At 51.8% G+C, this 24019-nt stretch carries 20 protein-coding genes; 8 read left to right on the top strand and 12 right to left on the bottom strand.

Annotated features, from left to right (window positions below):
- Window positions 1–186: 186 nt before the first annotated feature.
- Both FJM74_RS03265 and FJM74_RS03260 read left to right on the top strand, forming a co-directional pair.
- On the top strand, window positions 187–1371 hold the full coding sequence (locus tag FJM74_RS03265) for an aldose epimerase family protein (RefSeq protein WP_187261120.1): 1185 nt from the start codon (window positions 187–189) through the stop codon (window positions 1369–1371).
- A 185-nt stretch (window positions 1372–1556) separates the two neighbouring features.
- Entirely contained in the window at window positions 1557–2075 is a 519-nt protein-coding gene (locus tag FJM74_RS03260) for a gamma carbonic anhydrase family protein (RefSeq protein WP_187261119.1), read from the top strand.
- Between the two features lie 80 nt (window positions 2076–2155).
- Here FJM74_RS03260 and FJM74_RS03255 read toward each other — a convergent pair whose 3' ends face one another.
- Both FJM74_RS03255 and FJM74_RS03250 read right to left on the bottom strand, forming a co-directional pair.
- On the bottom strand, window positions 2156–2596 hold the full coding sequence (locus FJM74_RS03255) for a GNAT family N-acetyltransferase (protein ID WP_187261118.1): 441 nt from the start codon (window positions 2594–2596) through the stop codon (window positions 2156–2158).
- Window positions 2597–2602: 6 nt separating this feature from the next.
- Window positions 2603–3928, bottom strand: a complete 1326-nt coding sequence (locus FJM74_RS03250; RefSeq protein ID WP_187261117.1) for a hemolysin family protein — start codon at window positions 3926–3928, stop codon at window positions 2603–2605.
- Window positions 3929–4855: 927 nt separating this feature from the next.
- Between FJM74_RS03250 and FJM74_RS03245 the strand changes: the two genes are divergently transcribed.
- Window positions 4856–7078, top strand: coding sequence for a protein-disulfide reductase DsbD family protein (locus FJM74_RS03245; protein WP_187261116.1), 2223 nt, complete (start codon window positions 4856–4858; stop codon window positions 7076–7078).
- Window positions 7079–7600: 522 nt separating this feature from the next.
- On the opposite strand, the gene FJM74_RS03240 is transcribed toward FJM74_RS03245, so the two are convergent.
- The 6 genes from FJM74_RS03240 to FJM74_RS03215 all read right to left on the bottom strand — a co-directional run bounded on the left by FJM74_RS03240 (window position 7601) and on the right by FJM74_RS03215 (window position 15993).
- The gene (locus FJM74_RS03240) at window positions 7601–8902 is read right to left on the bottom strand and encodes a DUF3999 family protein (RefSeq protein WP_187261115.1); all 1302 of its coding nucleotides are present in this window, start codon (window positions 8900–8902) and stop codon (window positions 7601–7603) included.
- Complete coding sequence (locus tag FJM74_RS03235; protein WP_187261114.1) at window positions 8847–11318, bottom strand: DUF2339 domain-containing protein; 2472 nt, start codon at window positions 11316–11318, stop codon at window positions 8847–8849. Before FJM74_RS03235 ends, FJM74_RS03240 begins: the two co-directional genes overlap by 56 nt.
- Before the next feature lie 117 nt (window positions 11319–11435).
- Window positions 11436–12422, bottom strand: a complete 987-nt coding sequence (locus tag FJM74_RS03230; RefSeq protein ID WP_187261113.1) for a hypothetical protein — start codon at window positions 12420–12422, stop codon at window positions 11436–11438.
- On the bottom strand, window positions 12397–13878 hold the full coding sequence (locus tag FJM74_RS03225) for an MBOAT family O-acyltransferase (RefSeq protein ID WP_187261112.1): 1482 nt from the start codon (window positions 13876–13878) through the stop codon (window positions 12397–12399). The genes FJM74_RS03230 and FJM74_RS03225 overlap by 26 nt, the downstream gene beginning before the upstream one ends.
- 144 nt (window positions 13879–14022) lie before the next feature.
- Window positions 14023–14997, bottom strand: coding sequence for a hypothetical protein (locus tag FJM74_RS03220; protein ID WP_187261111.1), 975 nt, complete (start codon window positions 14995–14997; stop codon window positions 14023–14025).
- A 3-nt stretch (window positions 14998–15000) separates the two neighbouring features.
- A complete protein-coding gene (locus tag FJM74_RS03215; protein WP_317175531.1) occupies window positions 15001–15993 on the bottom strand; it encodes an MBOAT family O-acyltransferase in 993 nt (330 codons plus the stop codon).
- Here FJM74_RS03215 and FJM74_RS22310 point away from each other — a divergent pair.
- Together FJM74_RS22310 and FJM74_RS03210 are read left to right on the top strand one after the other, a co-directional pair.
- Window positions 15937–16506, top strand: coding sequence for a hypothetical protein (locus FJM74_RS22310; RefSeq protein ID WP_241738943.1), 570 nt, complete (start codon window positions 15937–15939; stop codon window positions 16504–16506). The genes FJM74_RS03215 and FJM74_RS22310 overlap by 57 nt on opposite strands.
- A complete protein-coding gene (locus FJM74_RS03210; protein ID WP_187261109.1) occupies window positions 16487–16966 on the top strand; it encodes a hypothetical protein in 480 nt (159 codons plus the stop codon). Before FJM74_RS22310 ends, FJM74_RS03210 begins: the two co-directional genes overlap by 20 nt.
- 111 nt (window positions 16967–17077) lie before the next feature.
- On the opposite strand, the gene FJM74_RS03205 is transcribed toward FJM74_RS03210, so the two are convergent.
- The 3 genes from FJM74_RS03205 to FJM74_RS03195 form a co-directional block, all read right to left on the bottom strand.
- Window positions 17078–17686 carry a superoxide dismutase gene (locus tag FJM74_RS03205; protein WP_187261108.1) on the bottom strand — a complete coding sequence of 203 codons (609 nt, stop codon included), beginning with the start codon at window positions 17684–17686 and terminating at the stop codon, window positions 17078–17080.
- A gap of 87 nt (window positions 17687–17773) precedes the next feature.
- A complete protein-coding gene (locus tag FJM74_RS03200) occupies window positions 17774–18226 on the bottom strand; it encodes a nucleoside deaminase (RefSeq protein WP_187261107.1) in 453 nt (150 codons plus the stop codon).
- Between the two features lie 87 nt (window positions 18227–18313).
- Entirely contained in the window at window positions 18314–18868 is a 555-nt protein-coding gene (locus tag FJM74_RS03195) for a hypothetical protein (protein ID WP_187261106.1), read from the bottom strand.
- Window positions 18869–19125: 257 nt separating this feature from the next.
- On the opposite strand from FJM74_RS03195, the gene FJM74_RS03190 reads away from it, so the two are divergent.
- The 3 genes from FJM74_RS03190 to aspS all read left to right on the top strand — a co-directional run bounded on the left by FJM74_RS03190 (window position 19126) and on the right by aspS (window position 22418).
- Window positions 19126–19569, top strand: a complete 444-nt coding sequence (locus tag FJM74_RS03190) for a hypothetical protein (RefSeq protein ID WP_187261105.1) — start codon at window positions 19126–19128, stop codon at window positions 19567–19569.
- 334 nt (window positions 19570–19903) lie between these two features.
- The gene (locus tag FJM74_RS03185; RefSeq protein ID WP_241738927.1) at window positions 19904–20257 is read left to right on the top strand and encodes a GtrA family protein; all 354 of its coding nucleotides are present in this window, start codon (window positions 19904–19906) and stop codon (window positions 20255–20257) included.
- A gap of 415 nt (window positions 20258–20672) precedes the next feature.
- Window positions 20673–22418 carry an aspartate--tRNA ligase gene (gene aspS, locus FJM74_RS03180; RefSeq protein WP_187261103.1) on the top strand — a complete coding sequence of 582 codons (1746 nt, stop codon included), beginning with the start codon at window positions 20673–20675 and terminating at the stop codon, window positions 22416–22418.
- Window positions 22419–22607: 189 nt separating this feature from the next.
- Here the strand turns inward: aspS and FJM74_RS03175 are convergent, their stop codons facing one another.
- Complete coding sequence (locus tag FJM74_RS03175) at window positions 22608–23990, bottom strand: NADH-quinone oxidoreductase subunit N (protein ID WP_187261102.1); 1383 nt, start codon at window positions 23988–23990, stop codon at window positions 22608–22610.
- Window positions 23991–24019: the final 29 nt, after the last annotated feature.

Genomic DNA, 24019 nt, shown 5'->3' with positions numbered 1-24019 from the left:
TGGCTAACAAGTAGTAGTTTTGCTGCTGCAGGAATTTACCTGACTTAATTTTTGCCATCACCTCATGTGTTCAAACATCTAAGGATGTCCTTCGTTGATCATGCATGATTTTAAATTTTAATTTTGAATTTAGCGAAGCAAGAGGCTTCCTTCACGTATCTTCATCTCTACAAATAAGACTAAAAAATGAAAATCCACACCCGACTACCCCTGACCCTGCTCTGTGGCGGCTTGCTGACACTGGGAGCCTGTAACCAGACTTCCTCCACCGAAGAAACAGCTGCCACCGAAACCACCACCAGCAGCCAGCAAGCCACCCTGCCTGCCCGGTCAGACTTTCAGGATACGATAGATGGCAAGGAAACCGACCTGTACATCCTCAAAAACAAAAACAACGTGCAGGCTGCCATCAGCAACTACGGCGGCCGCCTCATCAGTCTGCTCGTGCCCGACAAAGACGGCAACATGCGCGATGTGGTGGTTGGCTTTGGCGATGTGAACTCGTTTACCGAAGGGGCTGACACCTTCTTCGGGGCCACCATCGGGCGCTACGGCAACCGCATTGCCAAAGGCAGGTTTACCCTAGATGGCAAGGAGTACAAACTGGCTACCAACAATGATCAGAACCACCTGCACGGCGGCGACACAGGCTACTCGCGCATGGTATGGGATGCCCGCCAGGTAGACGACAAAACCCTGGAACTGACGTATCTCTCTAAAGACATGGAAGAAGGCTACCCCGGTAACCTGAACGTGAAAGTAACCTACGCCCTCACCGACGACAACGAGCTTAGAATCAGCTACGAGGCTACTACCGACAAGAAAACAGTGGTGAACCTGACCAACCACGCCTTCTTTAACCTCAACGGTGAAGGCAGCGGCACCATTAACAACCACCTGCTACAGATCAATGCCGACCGCTACACGCCTGTAGACGAAACCCTGATCCCGACAGGAGAACTTGCTCCTGTGGAGGGCACGCCATTCGATTTCAGAAAGCCGACCAAGATTGGCGAAAGAATTGAGCAGGACCATGAGCAACTCAACTTTGGCAAAGGCTACGACCACAACTTTGTGCTCAACACCAGCCAGGGCGACGGCATGACCAAGGCAGCCACCGTGGTAGGCGACCAGAGCGGCATCGTAATGGAGGTCTTCACGGAGGAGCCCGGCATTCAGTTTTATGGCGGCAATTTTATGGAAGGCAAAAACACCCTGAAAACCGGCGTGAAAGACGAGCACCGGACAGCTTTCTGCCTCGAAACGCAGCACTTCCCCGATTCTCCGAACCAGCCCAAATTCCCGTCTACTGAACTAAATCCGGGTCAAACGTATAATACTACCTCCGTTTACAAATTTTCTGTAAAGTAATTCGTTACAGTTTTGTTGCAGCAGTTCCTGGTGGCCTCTGGCAGCTAAGAACTGCTGCAATTTATTTGTAGGCGCTGCCAGCGCTGCTAGGCTACCTGCTGCTGTTCCTGCCAGCACATTATTATGGCTGTTTGGCATGCACCTGCAGCAGGTGGATTTTAACCGGATCTTTAAATTTATTTGATATGCCTGTAATACTTCCTGTAAAAGGTAAGAAGCCCCAGATGGGCCATGACTGCTACATAGCCGAGAATGCCACCATCGTCGGAGATGTGATGCTCGGCAACGAATGCTCTGTGTGGTTCAATGCTGTTATCAGAGGAGATGTGAACAGTATCCGGATCGGAGATAAAACCAATATTCAGGATGGCGCCGTCATTCACTGCACCTACGAAAAGGCAGCCACCACGATTGGCAGCAACGTATCTATCGGGCACAATGCCATCGTACATGGCTGCGCTATAGAAGACAATGTGCTCATCGGCATGGGGGCTATCGTGATGGATAATGTCCTGGTGCAGCGCAACTGCATTATTGCGGCAGGAGCCATTGTGCTGGAGAACACGGTTTGCGAATCTGGCTTTATCTATGCCGGTACTCCTGCCAAAAAGGTAAAACGGATGAGCGATGAGCAGGAAGCGGGCCTGGAAAGTCTGGCAAACAAATACGTGATGTACAGCAGCTGGTTCACAGGGGCAGTTTAGGTTCTGTAAACCAGCCTGTTTAAAGGCTGATGCCAATGTGCATGCCATGCCCCGGGGCGTGGGTACGCTTCACAGAGTGTTCAGATAATGTCCAGTTTCATCTGGTACAGGTCAAAGCCTTCTGCCCAGAAATCCTTCTCGGTCTTTTCCAGCGTAAATCCGAGCTTCTGGTAAAAGGGGTACACCAGTTGGCTTGTTCTGACATAGAGTAGCCTTACGGCCGGGTTTTGTTTAATTTGTTCGACCCTGAACTTCGTCAGTTCCCTGCCTATTCCTTTTCCCTGAAAAGCCGGGTGAATGATATCCCAGGATAGCCGGGCAATTTTGCCATTGTCGAACCAGTTAAAGCCGCCGCAACCTATTATTTCAGCGGCATCTTCCACCACAAAATAGTTTTGAGAATGATGCGCCAGGTACTCCAGAAAATCAGGCTCTTCTGAAGCGGCAAAGGATGCAGGCGTATTGAGCCTTAAAAGCTCCACAAGCTTCTCCTGGTCGGAGTTGGCGTATGGGCGTATCATAGATTTTTACGTGGAGCTTTGGGTTGTTTTCTCCTGCAGCTCGTCGCGCACCTTTAGGAGCACATACTCCACCTTGCGTTCCGATTTTTCGAGCACGCTAACCTCGTATTGGTTAAAAATGGCCGTGTCGTTTATGTCTTCCGGTATCTGGCCGTAGATCATGTTCACCAGTCCGCCTACTGTTTCGTAGTCTTCGCCCTCAGGGAGCGGGTACGGCAGGTGGTCGTTGGTGTCTGTGATAGAGGCGGAGGCATTTACCTTGTACTCATATTCGTTGAGCTGCTCTACAATAGGCACCTCCTCATCGTACTCGTCCTGTATCTCACCCACAAGCTCCTCTATAATGTCCTCAATGGTCACGATGCCCGACACGCCGCCAAACTCGTCGGTGGCAATGGCCATGTGCATGTGGCGTTTCTGGAATTGCTTCAGCAGGCGGCTGATCTTTTTCGTTTCGGGCACAAAGTAAGCCTGCCGGATCAGCTTCGACAGCTCGATCGGCTCGTTCAGGCGCAGTTGGGTCAGGATGTCTTTTACGTAGAGCACCCCTACAATATTGTCGATGTTGCCGTTGTAGACCGGTAACCTGGAGTAGCCTTCGCTGAAGATTACTTCCATAAGCTCCTCTACCGGCATGTTTATGTCTACGGCCACCATCTTGGTGCGGGGCACCAGGATCTGTTTTACCATGCGCTCGTTAAACTGAAACACGTTCTCTATGAGCTCGTGCTGCGAGTCGTGTATCACGCCGCCTTCCCGGCTTTGCTCAAACAGCAGCCTCAGCTCCTCTGCCGAGTGCACCTCGGCCCCATGCAGCGGTCGGATGCCGATGGCACGAAGAATAAAGTTGGAGAAACCGTTGAGCAGCCAGATAAACGGCTTAAACACAAAGTAGAAAAACTGCATGGGCACCGCCACGGCCAGGGCAGTAGACTCAGACCGCTGTATGGCCAGCGACTTAGGGGCCAGCTCGCCGAACACAATGTGCAGCACCGTGATAAGGGCGAAGGCGATTGGCAGCGCTATTTTGTGCGCCAGCTCCGGGCTGCCCACATAGCCAAACGACTCCATGATATTGATAATAACCTGCGAAACCACGCTTTCGCCAATCCAGCCCAGACCCAGTGAGGCCAGGGTAATGCCCAACTGGGTAGCCGAGAGGTAAGCATCGAGGTGGGTCAGCATATTCTGCGCCATCTTGGCCAGCGTGTGCCCGGACTGGGCACGCAGCTCTATCTGAGAAGACCTTACCTTCACAATGGCGAACTCGGCTGCAACAAAGAAGCCATTCAGGAAAACAAGTAAAATGGTAATAAAGATATCTAAGGCCATATGGGAGGCAGCTTTGTAAGGCGCTGCTAAAGCTGTAAATTTAACTAAAATACGTGCTTTTACTATTAAGTGTATGCTATTTGAACTCTAAAACAGGCTGGTTGCCCGTTGGTGCAGCAAAAGAGCATATTTATTTTAATATATTTCCGGATATAAAATTAAAAAGGCGCCCTTGGGCGCCTTTTTACTATGAGACACTAGGCAGGAAATCAGTAATTGACTTCGCTGTGGGTGCTTAAACGGTTTTAAACAACTCGTTGGCATCCTGCCAGGATAAATGAGTGGTGTTTTCTACACATTATCCCTTTAGGAAACAGCTTACAAGCCTATACTGAAGCGTGTCTTGGAAGGAATGATTTATTTAAATGATCTAAATAACTGTGCTATTGCTAACCAGGAAAGAAAGTCAGGTTTCCACTCCTAAAGGGATGACATTCCTAAACCACACATTTCTTTTCCAGACTATCTTACTTTGCTAACTGTTTAGAAATATATAAAAAATAATTGATTAAATATTCCTGATTTGATACAAAATTCAGGGCTTGTAAGTAATGGGATAAATTAACAGGGTGAAGCTAATGCTTTCGTGAGTGAATAGCAAAAAAGAATTGCAGGGGCTGCATGATCTTTCCCAAATAGAAAGAGGGCCACCTGGTATGTAGCTACCAAAAGAAGAATGATCTGAAAATACAGGTTTCCGGATGTTTGCCGTTTAGAGAGTACCATGCCAGGAACAACAATCCATTACTCGCTGTTAACATACAGGAATAGGCAGCTTTGTTTTAAAATCCGTACTTTTGCACTATAATTTTAATTATATCAGCACACATGCCTATTGCCTGAGATAAAGCGGGGAAAGGTAATGTGCAGGATTGAGGCTCATGCCTAGTGGCAGGGGCTGCTACGTTATTTTACAGATTAATACACATGAATAAGATATTTGTCTTAAGGCAGTTGCTGGCCCTGCTGGTGCTACTTTCTATAGTACTGCCGGCGCAGGCGCAGGTACTTAAGCCAGCCTCCTGGAGCTACGATGTTTCTAAGAAGCAGGTGAAGGTAGGCGAGGAGGTAGAACTCATCTTCAACGTGCGCATCGATAAAGACTGGTACCTCTACTCCACTGACTTCGACCCGGACCTGGGGCCGATGGTCACGGAGTTCAGCTTCGCCAAACACCCGTCGTACGAACTGGTAGGGAAGATTAAACCCGTTAATCCTAAAAAGAAATACGATGACCTGTGGGATGGGGAGTACACCTACTTTGTAGGCACGGCCCAGTTCCGGCAAAAGGTAAAAGTGCTGCAGCCCGACCTGTTGGTAAAAGGAACGTACGAGTACCAGGTGTGCACCGATGTAACGGGCAAATGCATACCATTCGACGATGACTTCACGTTCAGCACCAGCCAGATTCAGGTAACGGCCGCTGCCTCGCCGGCGCCAGGAACTGCTCCTGCCTCCACTACACCATCAGAAGTACGGCAGCCAGCCGTTGCGCCGGGAACTGAAACACAGGCTCCTGCGCCTGGTTCTGCCGCCATCACGGGTGGGCAAGCTGAGGTGGCCGAAGACACTGCTGCCATGGCCTCGGCTACCGGCAACACAGGACAGACTGCCCTTGCCACAACAGAACCTGCAGTACCGGCTGCTCCCTTACAAGGTGACGAACCTGTAGAAGAAGCAGAAGAAGGCGGTTTATGGGCGTTTTTCCTGGTGGCGTTTATCTTCGGATTAGGCGCCCTGCTAACTCCCTGCGTTTTCCCGATGATCCCGATGACCGTCAGCTTCTTTACCAGCAATGGAGGCAGCCGCAGCCAGGGAATTTTCAAGGCGGGCATTTATGGCCTTTCCATCATTGCCATCTACACGCTCATAGGCACTGTGGTGGCAAAGCTGTTTGGGGCAGATGGGGCTAATTTTATCAGCACGCACTGGCTGCCTAACCTGCTGTTTTTTGCCGTATTCGTGATTTTCGCCATGTCCTTTTTCGGCCTGTTCGAGATTACGCTGCCTAGTTCCTTTCTGACCAAGGTAGATGCTCAGGCTGACAGAGGTGGCTTGGTTGGCGTCTTTTTTATGGCCTTTACGTTGGTGCTGGTTTCTTTTTCCTGCACCGGGCCTATTGTAGGCAGTATTCTGGTGGCTTCGGCGGGTGGCGAGACGGTACGGCCAGTGATGGGGATGTTTGGCTTTTCGCTTGCCTTTGCCCTGCCCTTTACCTTGTTTGCCATTTTCCCGTCGTGGTTGAGCAGCTTGCCGAAGTCTGGTGGCTGGCTGAACTCCGTGAAGGTGGTGCTGGGGTTTCTGGAACTGGCGCTTGCCCTTAAGTTCCTGAGCATTGCCGACCAGGTCTACCACTGGGGCATCCTGGACCGCGACATTTACCTGGCGCTCTGGATCGTGATTTTTACACTGATGGGCTTTTATCTGCTGGGCAAGCTCAAGTTCTCGCACGATTCTGAACTGCCTTACCTGAGCGTGCCGCGCCTGTTCCTGGCCATAGCTACGTTCGGCTTTGTGGTGTACATGATTCCGGGCCTGTTTGGCGCACCGCTCAAAGCGCTCGCCGGTTACCTTCCCCCCCAATCTACCCACGACTTCGACCTGAATGCGCTGATCAGGCAGAGAGGAGGCAGCATGGCCGCCGTTTCAGCCAACCAGGTATGTGAGCCGCCCAAGTATGGCGATTTCCTGTCGCTGCCGCATGGCTTGCAGGGGTATTTCGATCTGGAGCAGGCAAAGAAATGTGCCGCTGAGCAGGGCAAGCCCATTTTTATCGACTTTACGGGCCACGGCTGCGTGAACTGCCGCGAAATGGAAGCCAACGTGTGGTCTGACCCGGAGGTGCTGCGCCGCCTGAAGGAGAACTACATAATCGCCGCCTTGTATGTAGACGATAGAACCGAATTGCCGCAAGAGGAGTGGTACACCAGCAGCTACGACAACAAAGAGAAGAAAACCCTGGGCAGGAAATACGCCGATTACCAGATCACGAAATTCAACGTAAACGCGCAGCCGTATTATGTGCTGATGGACGAAAACGAGAACGTGCTGGTAAAACCCATCGCCTATGACCTGAGTGTGGAGAACTTCGTCAAGTTCTTGGATGCCGGCGTTGCTACCTACAAAGCAAACCAGTTAGCCCAGCGGTAATGCTTTTTGCCTGGATCTTTGTATAGGGGCCCTGTCCCAATGATTTACAGGTTTTAGGATTGGCAGAATGTTTTGGGAATTATTCTAATCAAATTGCCCCTCCGGAGGTTCTGCTGCTGCTTTGAAAAGGACTCAAGACGCTCTTTTTTGTCTGAAGCTTTATATAGGGCCCTACCTAAGAATTTACAGAATGTAAGAATGTTCAGAATTTTGATTCTTAACCGTTGTGCGTAGTCGGAAACTACGCACAGCGAGAGTTGATCGTTTTTTCTAGCCCGCTGGTGCGAACTTGTAGCTCGTACCATATTTCTTTTTGTACTAAGGATTGTAAATATTCAGCTCTTAATAACCTGGTTTTGCCTATTTCGAATAATCAAATGTTTTGAAAGTACCAGCTACAAGCTCGCACCAGCAAACGATACCTAGAGCAGAGTTCTGAATTATTCTAATCAAAACTGACCTCCCGAGACCTCTGCTGCTCCAGCATATGCATGAGGTCATGAGCAGCCGTGCGGGCTGCGACTACGGTTTTTTCATCTCGTTCAGCAGCCGCACCGTCATCCATCCTAAGCCAGCCAGTATAATAGCCAGAGCTACCCAGATCAATATTTTGGAAGCGGGCTTTTTGGTGGATTTAGCTGCTGCCTGTAGCGCGGTTGTGCCTCCTGCTTCCAACACCGGTGCGTCTGTAGGAATATCTGCTCTGAAATGCTGTAGCTCGTAGGTTGGTGCCGTTGCTTTTTCGTCGCCGAACTGCAGGGTGTAGGGTTTGCCTGCTTCCAGGTTGGCTACCAGGTAGCGGTTAAGCTGGTAAGCTTTTACAGCCGCTACATCCAGTGGAGGGTTATCGGCATTATCGATTTCTATGACTAGTTCCTCCACCTGCCTGCGTGGCAGCTCTACGGTGGCGGGTGTATTGGAGCTGAGGGTAAAGGGGAGAGAAGTAGCGGATTGCTGCAGCCTTCGCTTCTGCTTCCGGAACAAGCCACGCCGCCTGCCGGTGCTGCTCTCTGTTTTGGTGAGGAGGCGGGCAGGGCGGTAGTACAGCGCCGGCGAGTTGATCTCAAACTCCAGCCGCTCCGGGTACACCGGCTGCGGAAACTGCAGGCGCAGGTACGTCTTTTTAGTAGCGGCGCTGTCGGTGCGGGAGAAACCTTGCTGCGGGATAAGAGTGTACTTGCCGCTTTCAGGATGCGTGTCGTAGTAGCCGGCATTTATGATGTTAAGGGGGGCGCTGCTGGAGTCGTTAAGCACGAGCCGGAGGTATTTGTAGTCGTTCAGCGGAAAGTTGAGCAGCTTGACTTCGGTGGTGCCTTGTGTGTTTTCGATGGCGTAGAGCAGGTCTTTTGCTTTTAGAACGTACCAGTCCTGCTGGTTGTCGCTGCCGCTGAGGGCTACCTGTTTCTGCACATCGGCATTCCGGATCAGCAGGCTGATGTTGTTGATCTTCTGTTGCTCCTGGTTGGTAATAATCAGTTCGGAGCAGCAGCCGGCGCGGTGGGTATACGACACGATTTTGTACGGGCGAAACAGCTTCCGGTACTGCACCGGCTCTTCGGTGCGCAGCAGGTAAGGCACCTCTGTCCCAGCCGCATCATACAGGCGGATATCTGCCAGGTCCTGCTGCAACTGACCCGTAATTTCGGGGGAGAGCAGGATGCTGTGGTAACCGCTTTGAGCGGGTGCCGGTACAGTGGCCTGCCAGTTGTACTCCTGCGCGACAGCTTGTGCCACGCCACCGCACCAGAGTGCCAGCAGGAGCAGAAGCTTACGACTGAGGTGCATCGGCAGGTGTGTCTGGTAAAACAGCGGAGTTGGCATCATCCTCTAAAATTAACACTTTCAGCTTCTGGTACATAAATGACACCACGAGCAGAATAACGCCCAAACAGATAAAGGCTGCTATCTTACCGCCCTCTGATATGCCCCTGATATCGAAAAGGAAGAGCTTGAGCAGCGTGAGGAAGAACAGCGATAGCGAGATAATGCGCAGCGTTTTCAGCTTCCGCGACATCCCGATCATCATAAAGGCAAAAGAGCAAACGCCCCAGAGAATAGGGAAACCGATCTTACGAATTTGAGAGAGCTGTGCCTCAAGGCTGGTGCCGGGGCTGTAGCCGGAGATCAGGGCCAGATGCTCCAACTCTGCACTCAGTATAAACACCGCCACAAAACCTGCAAACCACAAAGCGCCTTTCCCGATTTTACTTTTGAGGCCAACCTGCAGGTGCACCAGGCGGAGCAGCAGTGCCAGCAGCAGCACCACTACCAGCAGTGGCAGGTAGTGCCAGGTAAAGCTGCTCAGCTTTTCGCCAGGTTCAGTTAAATACAGATCACGGGCAAGCATGGCGGTGGGGTGCAGCAGCACCAGGTACACTACAATGGCTAACACGGCCAGCCCGGCAATAGCATTGGTCAGCTTTTGCAGGTAGAGGCGCTTTGAGAAGAGCAGCAGCCCGACCAGGAACAGGTAATTGTAAAATGCCAAGATAAAGGTGCTGGTGCTGTAAGGCTGGTCGAAGCGAATGAGCTGGTAGCGGAGCTCCAGCAGCAGTGTCAGGTACAGGCAAATCACCAGCAGCACGCCCACCATGGCCCGGTAGTCCGAAGCAGGAAGCAGCCGGATCAGCACCAGTTCCTGCTCGCGGCGCAGCAGCCACAGCGTAGCTGCCAGTGCCGCTACGGCCACTATGCCGGTTACAAACAGCTTGTTCAGCACCACCCGTAGCGGCACTGTGTAATCCTGGTTGTATTGCGCCCAATCCATGAGCAGGCTGCCGAACATGAGCGCCACCACCGTCACCGAGGCAACCCGAATCAGCGCAATACCCGACCGTTGCGAGAGCCATAGCAGCAGCACCGCCTCCAGTGCCCAGAAAAGTGTGATGTAGTTGCCCTCCAACTGCACCGGAGCCGCCAGACTCAGGAAGGTAAGCACCAGCCCGATGAGCAGGTACACCAGGTTGCGGTCGGCCTTCTGGTTCTGGTAGAGCAGGTAGGCAAATCCGAAGTTAAACATGGCAATGGCCGCTGTAAACAAGCCTTGATAAGCACCGCCTGCCACCTGCTGCAGCACATACATGCCCGCCGAGTAGTAGAGAAAGGTGTTGCTGAGCAGCATCATAATTTCAGGAGCCGTAAAGCGGCGCTGTGCCCGGAGGTTGTTGATGATGTTCATCAGGAAAAACACCAGGTAAAAAATAGTGGCGAACACCAGCGCCCCGATGTAAGGCGGATCTGTTTCGCCCACCACACGTGTAGTGAGCCAGCCGCCGTAGAGGATGATCGTGAACAAGTAAGCGATGATGTTGAGCAGGTTCCAGTTTTTAAAGTAGGCCAGCACCAGTATGCCCAGGTTCAGGATGAGTACGAAGGTGAAAAGCACGATGTAGTTGCCTTCGCCGGTGCTGATCATAAACGGACTGCCAAAGCCACCAATCAGCGCCAGCACGGCCAGTTCCATGCGGTCGTAAGCCACCGCCAGCAAAATGGTGAAGCCCGTGATGACCACCATGATCAGGAAAGCGACCGTCTGGCTGAACAACTGGTACTCATGAAAAGCAATGGCAATGGTAAAGTACAGCACGGCCATACCGCCCCCCACCAGCACGGAGCTAAAGGCTTTGTACTCCTGCCGCAGCCGGTGCGCCACGCCCAGCAAAATGCCACCCGCCAGAATACCGATCGCCACGCGCCCTACCTCGTTTATCCAGTCCTGGTCGATGGCATATTTTACGAAGAAACCGATGCCCAGCACCAGAATAGCGATGCCCAGTTTGTTGATGAGATTTTCGCCGATAAACTTTTCCCAATCGAGGTTCTTCCTGAAGTTTGAGAATACGCTTTCTGAAGGCATTTCTACTGGTGCTTCTACGGTTTCGGAAGGGGGGGCAGCAGCGGTAAAAGCCGCCATGGAAGGGGACGGTACGTGCACCCTTGGAATTGCCGGCTCCCGCAGCGGCTGCTCTTTTGGAGTTGCAACAGGAGCAGGCATTGGAGGAGGTAGTGTAGCTGCTGGTGGCGGCGTAACGGGCCGTATAGATGTTGCGATGGGTTCTGTTGCGGGTGGAGGTGCAGGTGTTGTTGTTCTGGTGCCCTGCTGCGCTACTTGCTCATGCAGTTTCTGTATTTTTTCATTCAGGTACCGAACCTCCAGCGATTGTTGATCAACCCTCGTCAGGAGTCTATTCCCAAACCAGAAAACGAGCACGACAAGAAGCAAAAGCAAGAGTATTTCCATTGGAGCAAAGGCTAAATCAGCTTTCTATATTACTAAAATTAGTCAGGAAATTAAAATGATGCTAAACAGCCAGTAAAAGAAGAGCCATTTCGGAAAGTGAAAGATTACAGAAGAAAGCTAGTTCGTTAGCTTCTGGAGCCTCTTGGCAAACTCTTGGGAAAACATGCTTGCTCCCTGCCTGTTCAGGTGGGTGTTGTTATAGAAGAAGTCTTTGCGTTGGCAGATGTTGCTTTGGGTAAAATCGAAGAAGTAGTTTTCTGTGCCTGCCAGTTCCTTGTAAATGCTGCGTAGCTTCTCCATGTTCCGGATGTTGTGCTGTTGCTGCGCAAAAATCGGCGTCAGCACCAGCACCGCCTTTTTACCTTTGATGTTTATTTCCTGAATTATTTGCCGGTACAGTGCTACATTCTTAGGGTCTATTTCTGCCTCTACGCCTGTCGTGTTTTCTTTTGCAGGGGCTGCTGCCCAGGTTTTATCCTGTGGCTCGTAGCCTCTTTTACCTTGAAAATCCTTCCGGTCAGAAAAATACTCCTGCCAGCCTCTCCACGCGCTTAAATAATAATCTTTGTTGTAGATAATATAGCCGTAAAGCGGCACATGCTTCGTTCGCCAGACCAGTTCCGGATCGAGCGGGTACAGGCTGTTGTAAACGTTAGGCTTGTCGAGGTGATGGCTGAACTTGTAAAGCTCATAAATCTGGTCACGCACCGCCAGTTCGCCATAACCTCCGGCCAGCACAATAATTTCAACATCTGAGTATTGCAGAAACTCCGAGAGCAGGCCATGGTACTGTGCTAGTGTAGTGCCATCTATACCGAAGTTAAAACTCTTCTTACCCGTAGCAGCCGTTATAATGGCTGGGTCGAAATGCACCTGCGCCACCGAAGAACCGAAAATGGCGATCTCGGTGTCGATGGTGTGGTTCATGAGGCCGTTTATCTTGCCTACCTCCCCCTGAGTAGTGTGTTCTATGCCATACTGCGTAGCTAGCTGTAGAAGGAAGAGCAAAACAGCAGGCACAGCAAAAAAGACCAGCATGCCCGGCAGCTTTCGGTACTCTTTTGCCTGGAGCTTCGGCTTAGAACTGGAAGTAGATAAATTCATTGTTATTGAAGGCACCAAAAAACAGAATCGTGAAAATAAGCAGGTAAGCCAACGACCATCGTAGCGCCCTTGGCTGCCTGTTTAGATAAGCCCTGATGCGCATTCTGGATTGTAACACCTCCACCGAGAGAAGCACACCCAGCATCAGGAGCATGAAAAGAAATTTAGTGTAATTGTCATAAAGTATTACCTGACTTATGCGGCTGGGCTGCTGCACAAGGTTAAGCAATTCCTCAGGAACGTTCAGAAGAATTTTCTGCAGGATATACCATGCCTCGGCGATGTTCTCAGCGCGGAAGAAGATCCAGGCCAGGCAGACGAGGGCGAAGGTGGATCCCACCTGCAGGAGCCTTTTAAGCGCCGGAGGGCCTTTTTTATTGGGATAATCTGGTTTGGGTCCGTTCCCGGAGGCTGTGGCTGCCTCCAGCACCAGGTAGAGCCCATGGAGCGCCCCCCAGGCCAGGAAGGTCCAGTTGGCCCCGTGCCAGAGGCCGCTGACCACGAAGGTGAGAAAGAGGTTGTAGTACCAGCGCCAGCGGACCACGCGGTTGCCGCCCAGCGGGATGTAGAGGTAGTCGCGGAACCAGGTGGAGAGGGAGATGTGCCAGCGGCCCCAGAACTCGCGGATGCTCTTGGCCAAGTAGGGCCTTCGGAAGTTCTCCATCAGGCGGAAGCCCATGACCTGCGCCGCCCCGATGGCCATGTCGGAGTAGCCCGAGAAGTCGCAGTAGATCTGGAAGGCGAAGAAGCCGGTGGCCATGAGCAGGGGGATGCCCTGGTAGTCGGCGGGGTCGGCGTAGACCTGGTTGACCATCAGGGCCAGCCTATCGGCGATGACGACCTTCTTGAACAGGCCCCAGGCCATGAGCTTGAGCCCGTCGGTGAGGCGCTGGTAGTTGAACTCGTGTTTCTGGCGGAGCTGTGTGAGCAGGTTTTCTGCCCTTTCGATGGGCCCGGCCACCAGCTGTGGGAAGAAGGTGACGAAGAGGGCGAAGATGCCCGGGTGGCGCTCGGGCCTGATGCGGCCGTAGTAGACGTCGATGGAGTAGCTCATGGTCTGGAAGGTGTAGAAGGAGATGCCCATGGGCAGCAGCAGCCCGAAGGCGGGGGCGGCGTAGTCCAGGCCCAGCAGGCGGGCCAGGTCACTGGCGGCCGAGCTGAAGAAGTCCAGGTACTTGAAGGCGAAGAGGATGCCCAGGTTGGAGACGAGGCTGAGCCAGAGCCAGGGCTTGCGCCTGTGCCGCTGCTGGTCGGGGTGGCGGCCCATCATGCGGCCGCAGGTGTAGTCGATGAGGGTGGAGAAGGCCAGCAGCAGGGCGTAGTCCACGCGCCAGCACATGTAGAAGGCGTAGCTGGCCGCCAGCAGCAGGGCCCAGCGGAGGCGGTGGGGCAGCAGGTAGTAGAGCAGCACCACGGAAGGGAAGAAGACCAGGAACTCGAAGGAGTTGAACAGCATGGGGCGGCAGCGGGTTAAGCGGGCGCTAAGTTGCCTATTTTCTGGGGAAGGGGCAAAGGCAGGTGCCGCAGAATTCTGTTTTTGTGTGCGGCAGCCAGATTATGCCAATGAAAATGGCCCTCCGGAGGCACTGCTCCTCAGGAGCTATCGCCTTATTTCTAACGATAAAAGCAGCTTCTCCCTCTGCAGCACTTCCAGGAAAAACCTGTTGAACTTGGTCACACCGGCCTGGGTCAGGTGGTGATGGTCGTAGAAATCGGTTTCGGAGGAAAGGGGAAGGGCGTATTTTCCTTCATTAAAGTCGAGCAAGGTAAGGTTGTGCTGTTGTAGTACCGTAGTCAGGTGCTTTTTAAATGTGCTGTAGTTCAGGACAGAGGCCTTGTGCTCTTTGGTGACCGGGGCGGTTACAAAAATAGGAGTAGTCCCATGCTGGCGAGCCAGCTCCATAATCTTTTTCAGGTACTGCAACTGAAGCGGGTTGAGTGCTGCCTCGCCGCTTTTGAGTTTGTTCAGGTTTGCCTGCTGATGTGTGTAGTTGGCCGCAACATAGCCGCCCGAGATGTAGCCTTCCTCTGGCTCCAGTGTCGGCTCTGCCTGGCGGAGCGGTGCCGTTATTCCTCTGATGGCTGCCGCTACGAGCGTATTAAAAACGCTCACATCTTTTGTGGCAAGGGCCATCGCTGCCATGTTTCGGTTAAGCGGCGCATTCGACAGTAGATCTATGTTAGCCTCCGCGCCTTGTTCCTGCAGCACTTCCCAGTACACATCCATTACAAGGTAGGTTGGCTGCAGGTGCGCCAGGTGTTCCCGCAGCAGGTAGTAGGAGTTAATGGGGCTCTGAGCTGTGGTGCCGAGGTTAAAAGAGCTGTAGCCAGCCTCCGCAAAAACACGCGGATCGAAACCTCTGTAGGCATGCGAGGAACCGACAAACAAAAAATCAACCGGCCCGGCTTGTGCCGCTTCCTGAAGCCGGACCATCGTGCTACCCGCACCAACCGGATTCAGCCTGACATTGAACAGGTTGTGTAGGTTAGTGAAAATCAGGAAGGCTATTGCCAGCAGGTACGTTACCGGCAGGGTACACAGAAAGACCAGGATTCTCAGAAGCAGTTTTCGCATAGGTCAGAACTGAAAGTAGATAAACTCTGTGTCAGAAAAAACGCCGAGGAGGATCAGCGCCACCACAACCAGGTTGTAGACCGACCACCGCAAGTAAGCTGGGGCAGCCGCTAAACGCCGTCTCAACGATTGCTGTCGCTGCATCAGTTCCACCCCCAGCAACACGCTAAGCAGCAGTAGCGAAAGCAGAAACGTGGCGCGCGAATATCCCAGAAAGCGGTAAGCCACCTGCAGGTCATGGGTTGGGTCCATCATAATTTCCAGGCTTCTGGAAAACCCTGAAAAGCTGTGGTACAGGATATACCATGCCTCGGCGATGTTCTCAGCGCGGAAGAAGATCCAGGCCAGGCAGACGAGGGCGAAGGTGGATCCCACCTGCAGGAGCCTTTTAAGCGCCGGAGGGCCTTTTTTATTGGGATAATCTGGTTTGGGTCCGTTCCCGGAGGCTGTGGCTGCCTCCAGCACCAGGTAGAGCCCATGGAGCGCCCCCCAGGCCAGGAAGGTCCAGTTGGCCCCGTGCCAGAGGCCGCTGACCACGAAGGTGAGAAAGAGGTTGTAGTACCAGCGCCAGCGGACCACGCGGTTGCCGCCCAGCGGGATGTAGAGGTAGTCGCGGAACCAGGTGGAGAGGGAGATGTGCCAGCGGCCCCAGAACTCGCGGATGCTCTTGGCCAAGTAGGGCCTTCGGAAGTTCTCCATCAGGCGGAAGCCCATGACCTGCGCCGCCCCGATGGCCATGTCGGAGTAGCCCGAGAAGTCGCAGTAGATCTGGAAGGCGAAGAAGCCGGTGGCCATGAGCAGGGGGATGCCCTGGTAGTCGGCGGGGTCGGCGTAGACCTGGTTGACCATCAGGGCCAGCCTATCGGCGATGACGACCTTCTTGAACAGGCCCCAGGCCATGAGCTTGAGCCCGTCGGTGAGGCGCTGGTAGTTGAACTCGTGTTTCTGGCGGAGCTGTGTGAGCAGGTTTTCTGCCCTTTCGATGGGCCCGGCCACCAGCTGTGGGAAGAAGGTGACGAAGAGGGCGAAGATGCCCGGGTGGCGCTCGGGCCTGATGCGGCCGTAGTAGACGTCGATGGAGTAGCTCATGGTCTGGAAGGTGTAGAAGGAGATGCCCATGGGCAGCAGCAGCCCGAAGGCGGGGGCGGCGTAGTCCAGGCCCAGCAGGCGGGCCAGGTCACTGGCGGCCGAGCTGAAGAAGTCCAGGTACTTGAAGGCGAAGAGGATGCCCAGGTTGGAGACGAGGCTGAGCCAGAGCCAGGGCTTGCGCCTGTGCCGCTGCTGGTCGGGGTGGCGGCCCATCATGCGGCCGCAGGTGTAGTCGATGAGGGTGGAGAAGGCCAGCAGCAGGGCGTAGTCCACGCGCCAGCACATGTAGAAGGCGTAGCTGGCCGCCAGCAGCAGGGCCCAGCGGAGGCGGTGGGGCAGCAGGTAGTAGAGCAGCACCACGGAAGGGAAGAAGACCAGGAACTCGAAGGAGTTGAACAGCATGGGGCGGCAGCGGGTTAAGCGGGCGCTAAGTTGCCTATTTTCCGGGGAAGGGGCAAAGGCAGGTGCCGCAGAATTCTGTTTTTGTGTGCGGCAGCCAGATTATGCCAATGAAAATGGCCCTCCGGAGGCACTGCTCCTGCTGCTGAAAAAGGACACAAGACGCAGGACTTTTTCTTCTTCACAGGGCGTAGTTTCCGGCTACGCTCTTTTTATATGGGTTCCTCTCCGGCTAACCTCACTGCCTGAAGCAGCGAAAAAAGCAGTAATGGGCAAGGCAAAAGCTGAAAATCATACCAGGCGTACCCTTTGCTTCGGTGAAGCAAAGGTAGTTAGAAACTACACCTGGCAGGAGTTCTTCAAGTCTAAGCGTAGTACTTCGGCTTCAAATCTCCAAACCAGCCATTTAACCATTCAACAACCAACAACCAGCAATTATTTAGCCTATCCAGGTCGTCTGCTGCTGTTGATCAAGATTTAGGATTAAAGAAAATCCTGTGCCCATAAAAAAAGCCCCACCGTTTCGGGCAGGGCTTTTCGGGTTAGAAAATGATGACTAAAACTTCGTGTTTAGCATCTGCATCTACCTATATTATTTTGCTTCGTTAAAGCGTCTGGTTACTTCGTCCCAGTTCACCACGTTCCAGAAAGCGCTGATGTAGTCTGGGCGACGGTTCTGGTAGTTCAGGTAGTAGGCGTGCTCCCAAACGTCAAGACCCAGGATTGGCTGTCCGCCGCAACCTTCTGCGAAAGGCATGATGGTCGTGTCCTGGTTCGGGGTTGAGCATACTTCCAGCGTGCCGTCTTTCACGCAAAGCCAGGCCCAGCCTGAACCGAAGCGCGTAGCAGCAGCCGCATTGAATTTCTCTTTAAACTGATCGAAAGAACCGAAAGCGGAGTTGATGGCATCGGCCAACTCGCCGGAAGGCTGCCCGCCGCCATTTGGCGAAAGCACTGTCCAGAACAGGTTGTGGTTGTAGAAACCGCCGCCGTTGTTGCGAACCGCTTTGTTATCAGCCGGAATGCTGGTCAGAATTTCTTCGATAGACTTACCTTCCAGGTCAGTGCCCTGAATGGCATTGTTGAGGTTGGTGGTATATGCCTGGTGGTGCTTGGTATGGTGGATCTCCATGGTACGAGCATCGATATGTGGTTCCAGGGCATCGTAAGCATACGGAAGTTTTGGAAGTTCAAAAGCCATAGTTTCTTTATAATTTTATATGTGTAACATTACATACGCACTTCATCGCGCGTACGTTTGCATTAAAAATATCTGCCTCAAATATAGTCAATTTCTTTTACTTGTAAAGAAGGTCGTCATGAGTTCGGCGCACTCCTGGGCCATAATGCCGCTCACCATCTCGGTTTTTGGGTGCAGCAGGTTTACGCCCAGCCTTCTGTAACCCCGTTTAGGCTCCGCTGCGCCATATACCACCCGCTTGAGCTGTGCCCAGTAGCTGGCCCCGGCACACATCACGCAGGGCTCCACGGTCACGTACAGGGTGCAATCGTGCAGGTATTTGTTGCCCAGGTACTCCGAGGCGGCGGTAAAGGCGATCATCTCGGCATGGGCCGTTACATCGTTGAGCTTCTCGGTCTGGTTATAAGCTTTGGCGATAATGCGGTTGTTGCATACTATAACGGCTCCTATCGGTATTTCGCCTTCTGCCAGGGCATTTTTTGCCTGCCGGTATGCTTCCTGCATAAAATACTCATCGCTGTGGATAGATAAAATTGCCATGGGGTTTTGCTGCTGTTTTTCCCGAAGGTATAAAAAAAGCCGCTCCTTTTGCAGGAGCGACTTCTAAACTATGTAGTTAAAGAAACCTTACTTCACTTTTATCGAATTCATCACTTCCTGGGCGGTGGGCTGCCAGTTCTTTTTCAGCGTAAAAGGTACATGGAATGTAAAAATATACACCTGATTGCCCTCTACGGCATACTGAATGATGCTATAGCGCTGCACCGGTGCCAGGTTACTGCCCTGACGCGTTTCTTCAAGCGTAGACACAAACTCAAACACAATGTGGTCTTTGCCTTTGATAGTGCTTATTTCCTCTCTTATAAAATCTACTTTCGTGAATTTCTCAATAATGGCCGCTTTGTAAAACTCGCGCATCATCTGCAGGTCGCCCTCCCTGAACGGGGTGGCCTTCTGGGTCACGCTAAAGTCCACCTGCCCGTTGGGGCTTGAGTACACAGCAAGGGGTTTGGTGGTAGACGGGTATTTTCGGGCAATGCCGTCATCTGGCATGGGCAAAAAATCATGTGGCAGCATCACACTTATTTCTTTGGTGATGTTCACTTTTTTGAGCTTGGTGTTTGAAAAGGCTGCACCAGCAATTAAAATAATAACCAGGAAGGTGAGGTAACGAAAGTTCATAGGTTTAGTAGGCAAAGTTCTAAATTCCGGTAGCAGGAAAACTTCAAGCTGCGGATGCAATTACTTTGCCAATTATGCTTTGACCTGCATATAAACAGTCTTTACTATATAGAAAATCTGTTTGAAATGGTCTGTATAAGGCTAAAGGTTGGTTTTTGGTGCTTTAAAATCTTCTTTTTCTGGTTCCCGTTATATAAGCTAAACAGAAACAGGTGCAAAAAAGTGCCTGCAACACATTATTCATATATAATACTACTATGCTGGATAAAATAATAAACCAAGTAAAGGGCCAGCTCACCGGGGAGCTGCAAAGTAAATTTAGCCTGGAGCCCGACAAAGCAAACCGCTCCGTAGACCTGGCCAAGGACAACCTGACGGAGGGGCTGAAAAAGGAAGCCGTAGACGGTGACTTTGGCGGTATCATGGATTTGCTGCAGGGCAAAAAAGCAGTAGGCGACCATCCGGCCGTTAACAGCATCATCCACAACTATGTCGGTGACCTGACCTCTAAACTGGGTATTCCGGATCAGATGGCAAAGCAGGTAGGGCCGTTTGTAATCTCGTTCCTGATGCAGAAATTTGGCGGACAGGTTACAGGCGATGGCTTGAGCAAGCTGGACGTAATGGGGCTGTTTGGCGCTGGCATGAAAGATAAAGTAACCAAAGGCCTGAGCGACAAACTGGGTGGTTTGTTTAAATAAGCACAGCTAATTTGCGCGTACAACAGCAGAAGCAGTTGCCTGGCTTTCAGGTAGCTGCTTCTGCTGTGTGGCTTGCGGCAACCGGTATTTCAGTGTTTGCCAGTTACCTTCTGTAGCTGCCGTTGCTTTTTTTACGGAACGCCTCCTGTAAATGGGCCGTGTATTTTCGGAGGTGTTAGCATTATAAACTTCCGGCTTTTCTCTTGTGCCCGATTTGTGCTATATTTCGGGGTTTATTGCCAACACATATAGTCGCAAGGCTGGTAACTTTAAATTCTACTTTCATCCTTTTTCCGGTATGGTTGAGCCTACAGATGTAATTTTACTAAAGTTCATGAAATTTGGATTGGTGGGGCTTTCGGGTACTGCACTGGACTTCGGCGTTACTCACTTGGCCAAAGAGAAGCTGCTATGGAACAAGTATATGGCCAACACCATGGGTTTTGTGATAGCCGTAACAAATAATTTCTTCCTAAACCGCTACTGGACATTCCATAACCACGACCAGGAGGTAGGCTGGCAATTCAGCAAATTTATGTCGGTGGCGCTGCTGGGGCTGGTGTTTCATACGCTCCTGCTGTACTTGTTTTCTGATAAGGCCAGAATCAATTTTTACCAATCCAAACTGGGGGCCACCATTATCGTTTTCGTCTGGAATTTCTTCCTGAATTACTTCTTTACCTTTTAGCAGCAGCACCAGGAGCTACAGCTACTGCCACTCTGGAGGGGTGCTTTCATTCAAATAATTTAGCTGCTGTATGTTGATTGCTAAATGGTTAAATGGTTGATTAGGGAATTTCACAACTTGGCAATGAGTTTCGAATGAGTGAACGCTAAATTTAACTTTTAACTATCAAGTGGTTGTGTTTCTAAAAGGGCACCATTGATACCTGAACCTGCCATACCAAATTATTCTAATAAAAACAGCCCTCCGGAGCAGCTTTTTATGCTGCTGCTCCTGCACCTGTAGCGGCAATGCCTGCAGCTTTAAAACAGCAATTTAACAATACAGCAATTTAACCATTAATTTAGCAAGCCAACATCTTACAAATTATTACCTTTGCACCAGTTATAGTACTTGCATTACATAATTTATAAGATATATGCTCCGAACACATACCTGCGGTGAACTCAGGCTCGAAGTTGCTGGCGAAGAAGTAGTCCTTACCGGTTGGGTACAACGCCTTCGCGATAAAGGCGGCATGCTCTGGATCGATCTCCGCGACCGCTATGGCATTACACAGCTCAGCTTCGAAGAGGGCGTAACATCTCCAGAGCTGTTTGAGCAGGCTCGCAGCCTTGGCCGCGAGTTTGTGATACAGGCCACAGGCCAGGTAATTGAGCGCTTCTCTAAAAACGATAAAATTCCCACCGGTGCCATTGAGGTGAAGGTAACGAAACTCGAGGTGCTGAACCCTGCCAAGCTGCCGCCCTTCCTGATAGAAGACGAAACCGACGGAGGCGACGATCTGCGCATGAAGTACCGCTACCTGGACCTGCGCCGCACGCCGGTGCGCCGTAACCTGGAGCTGCGCCACCGCATGATGCGCGAAACCCGCAATTACCTCGACAGCCTCAATTTTATTGAAGTAGAAACGCCGGTGCTGATCAAGTCCACGCCAGAGGGTGCCCGCGACTTTGTGGTGCCTTCGCGCATGAACCCGGGCGAGTTTTATGCCCTGCCACAGTCGCCGCAGACCTTTAAACAGTTGCTGATGGTGTCGGGCTTCGACCGTTATTTCCAGATCGTAAAATGCTTCCGCGACGAAGACCTGCGCGCCGACCGCCAGCCGGAGTTCACACAGATCGACTGCGAAATGGCTTTTATCACCCAGGAAGATATCCTGAGCACCTTCGAAGGCTTTATCCGCCACCTGTTCAAAGCAGTAAAAGGCGTGGAGATAGCCGAGCTGCCACGTATGTACTACGCCGATGCCATGCGCCTCTACGGTTCCGACAAACCAGACACCCGCTTCGGGATGCAGTTTGTGGAGCTGAACGAGCTGGTGAAGAACAAAGGCTTTAAAGTGTTTGACGATGCGGAACTGGTTGTAGGCATCAACGCCAAAGGCGCAGCCAGCTACACCCGCAAGCAACTCGATGAGCTGACCAACTTTGTGAAGCGTCCGCAGATTGGCGCTACCGGTTTGGTGTATGCGCGTGTAGGTGAAGACAGCAGCGTGAAATCTTCTGTTGATAAATTTTACTCTCCTGAAGACCTGCAGGCCTGGGCTGCCGCTTTCGAAGCGGAACCCGGTGACCTGTTCCTGATTCTGGCCGGTACAAAAGACAAAACCCGTAAAGCCCTGAACGAGCTTCGCCTGGAGGTAGGCGAGCAGCTGGGCCTGCGCGACAAGAATGTATTTTCGCCGCTGTGGGTGCTGGACTTTCCGCTGCTGGAGTGGGATGAGGAAACCAACCGCTACCACGCTATGCACCACCCCTTCACCTCGCCTAAGCCAGAGGACCTGCACCTGATCGACTCTGATCCGGGTGCCATTCGTGCTAATGCCTACGATATGGTGATTAATGGGGTTGAGGTAGGCGGAGGCTCTATTCGTATCCACGACCGTGGGGTGCAGGAGCAGATGTTCAGCTTGCTCGGCTTTACGAAAGAAGAAGCTATAGCACAGTTCGGCTTCCTGATGAACGCTTTCGAATACGGCGCGCCGCCGCACGGTGGCATCGCCTTCGGTTTTGACAGGTTATGTTCCCTTTTTGGTGGTGCCGACTCTATCCGCGACTTCATCGCCTTCCCTAAAAACAACTCCGGCCGCGATGTGATGATTGATGCGCCTGCTCCAATCGCCAATGCCCAATTGGATGAGCTGCAGATAAAGCTGAAGTAGCTCTTTGGAGACACTAGACACAGGACGTTAGACTAAAGACTATATAAACAGCGCCTGCCATTGATGATCAATGGCAGGCGCTGCTGTTTTTGGTGTCAGCCCTCACAGGTCTGGAAGACACTGACCGCCAGATAAAACAAAAAGGCTGCCTCTTCCGAAGCAGCCTTTCTGTAAATATGTCAATCAAATTTAGATCAAATCACTTACCAGGGCCGGAGCCAGGCCAAGCAATATCGTCAGAACTGTCATAAAGATCAGCACAAAAGAGGCGAGGCTGGTTACACGTACGCGCTCGTAATTTCCGGTAGGCTGCATGTACATGGCAATTACCACTTTAAAGTAATAATAAATGCCGACAGCTGCTAAAAGCACAGCAACCACTACCAGCCAAATTAGGCTGTTGTCTTCTAAAACCGATGTGAATATGAAAAACTTGCCGAAGAACCCTGCTGTGAGCGGAATGCCTGCCAGCGAGCACATCGATACAGTCATTACCAAGGCTAGCAGCGGGTTGGTTTGGCCCAGGCCGTTAAAGCTTGCAAATGACTCGTCTTCGCGCTGCACCGTGACCAATTTTAGGATACCGAAAGCTGCGATGGTGGCCACAGAGTAAGCCAGCGAATAAAAGAAGATAGACTGCTCGGAGCGCTCGTTAAAGGCGATCACGGACATTAGCAGATAACCTGCGTGCGAGATACTGGAGTAGGCCAGCATGCGTTTTATATTACCTTGTACGGCGGCACCTATGTTGCCTACAACCAGAGTGAGTACTGTAATCGCGATCAGCGTTGGGAACCAGGTGCTGTAGGAAGAGGCAAAGCCGGCATTCAATAATTTGTAAAAGGCTGCCACACCGGCAATTTTCACTACCGTAGACATAAAGGCAGTGAACAGGGTCGGGGTGCCTTCATACACATCTGGCGCCCAGAAGTGGAAAGGAGCAGCAGATATCTTAAACGAAATACCGATAATAGTAAGGAGCAGGCCAGCCACAAACATGGTGTTGTCTATTCCGTCGGCCCCAACGGCAGTGCCGGCAATTGTCGTAATATCGAAGGAGCCGGTAGCGCCATAAATCAGAACAATTCCGAAAAGCAGGAATCCGGTAAAGAAAGAGCCCATCAGGAAATATTTGAGAGATGCCTCGTTTGAGCGGGGTCTCTTTTTGTCGCTTCCTGCCAGTACGTACATACTAATGGACATGATCTCGATGCCGAGGAAGAGCATGATCATGTTTTCGAAGCTCACCATCATGATGCCGGCCATTAAGGCGAACAGCAGCAAAGAGTAGTATTCGGCCAGGTTCTCGTCCTGATCGGCTACATAACGCTGCGAGAAGGGTAGAATCAGTAAGGTAGAGAGCACCATGATGCCTGTAAAAGCCACCGCATAATTATCGATGGTCATCATGTTGTTAAAATAGCTCTGCGGATCGTTCCAGCTGAAAAGGTTCACCCCGAACACGATCGCCAGGAAGAACAATACCAGTGGCAGCATTATTCTGTTAGATTTCAGGAATCCTGTGAAGAGGTTAATAATCCCGAATCCGGCTAGAAGTATTATGGAAATCATAGCGTAGTTTTTCTTCTAAATCGTTTCTT

It is taken from the genome of Pontibacter beigongshangensis (assembly GCF_014332515.1).
GTDB lineage: Bacteria > Bacteroidota > Bacteroidia > Cytophagales > Hymenobacteraceae > Pontibacter > Pontibacter beigongshangensis.
Note: the sequence above shows the minus strand (reverse complement) of the source record. Positions and strands in the feature narration are given on the sequence as shown.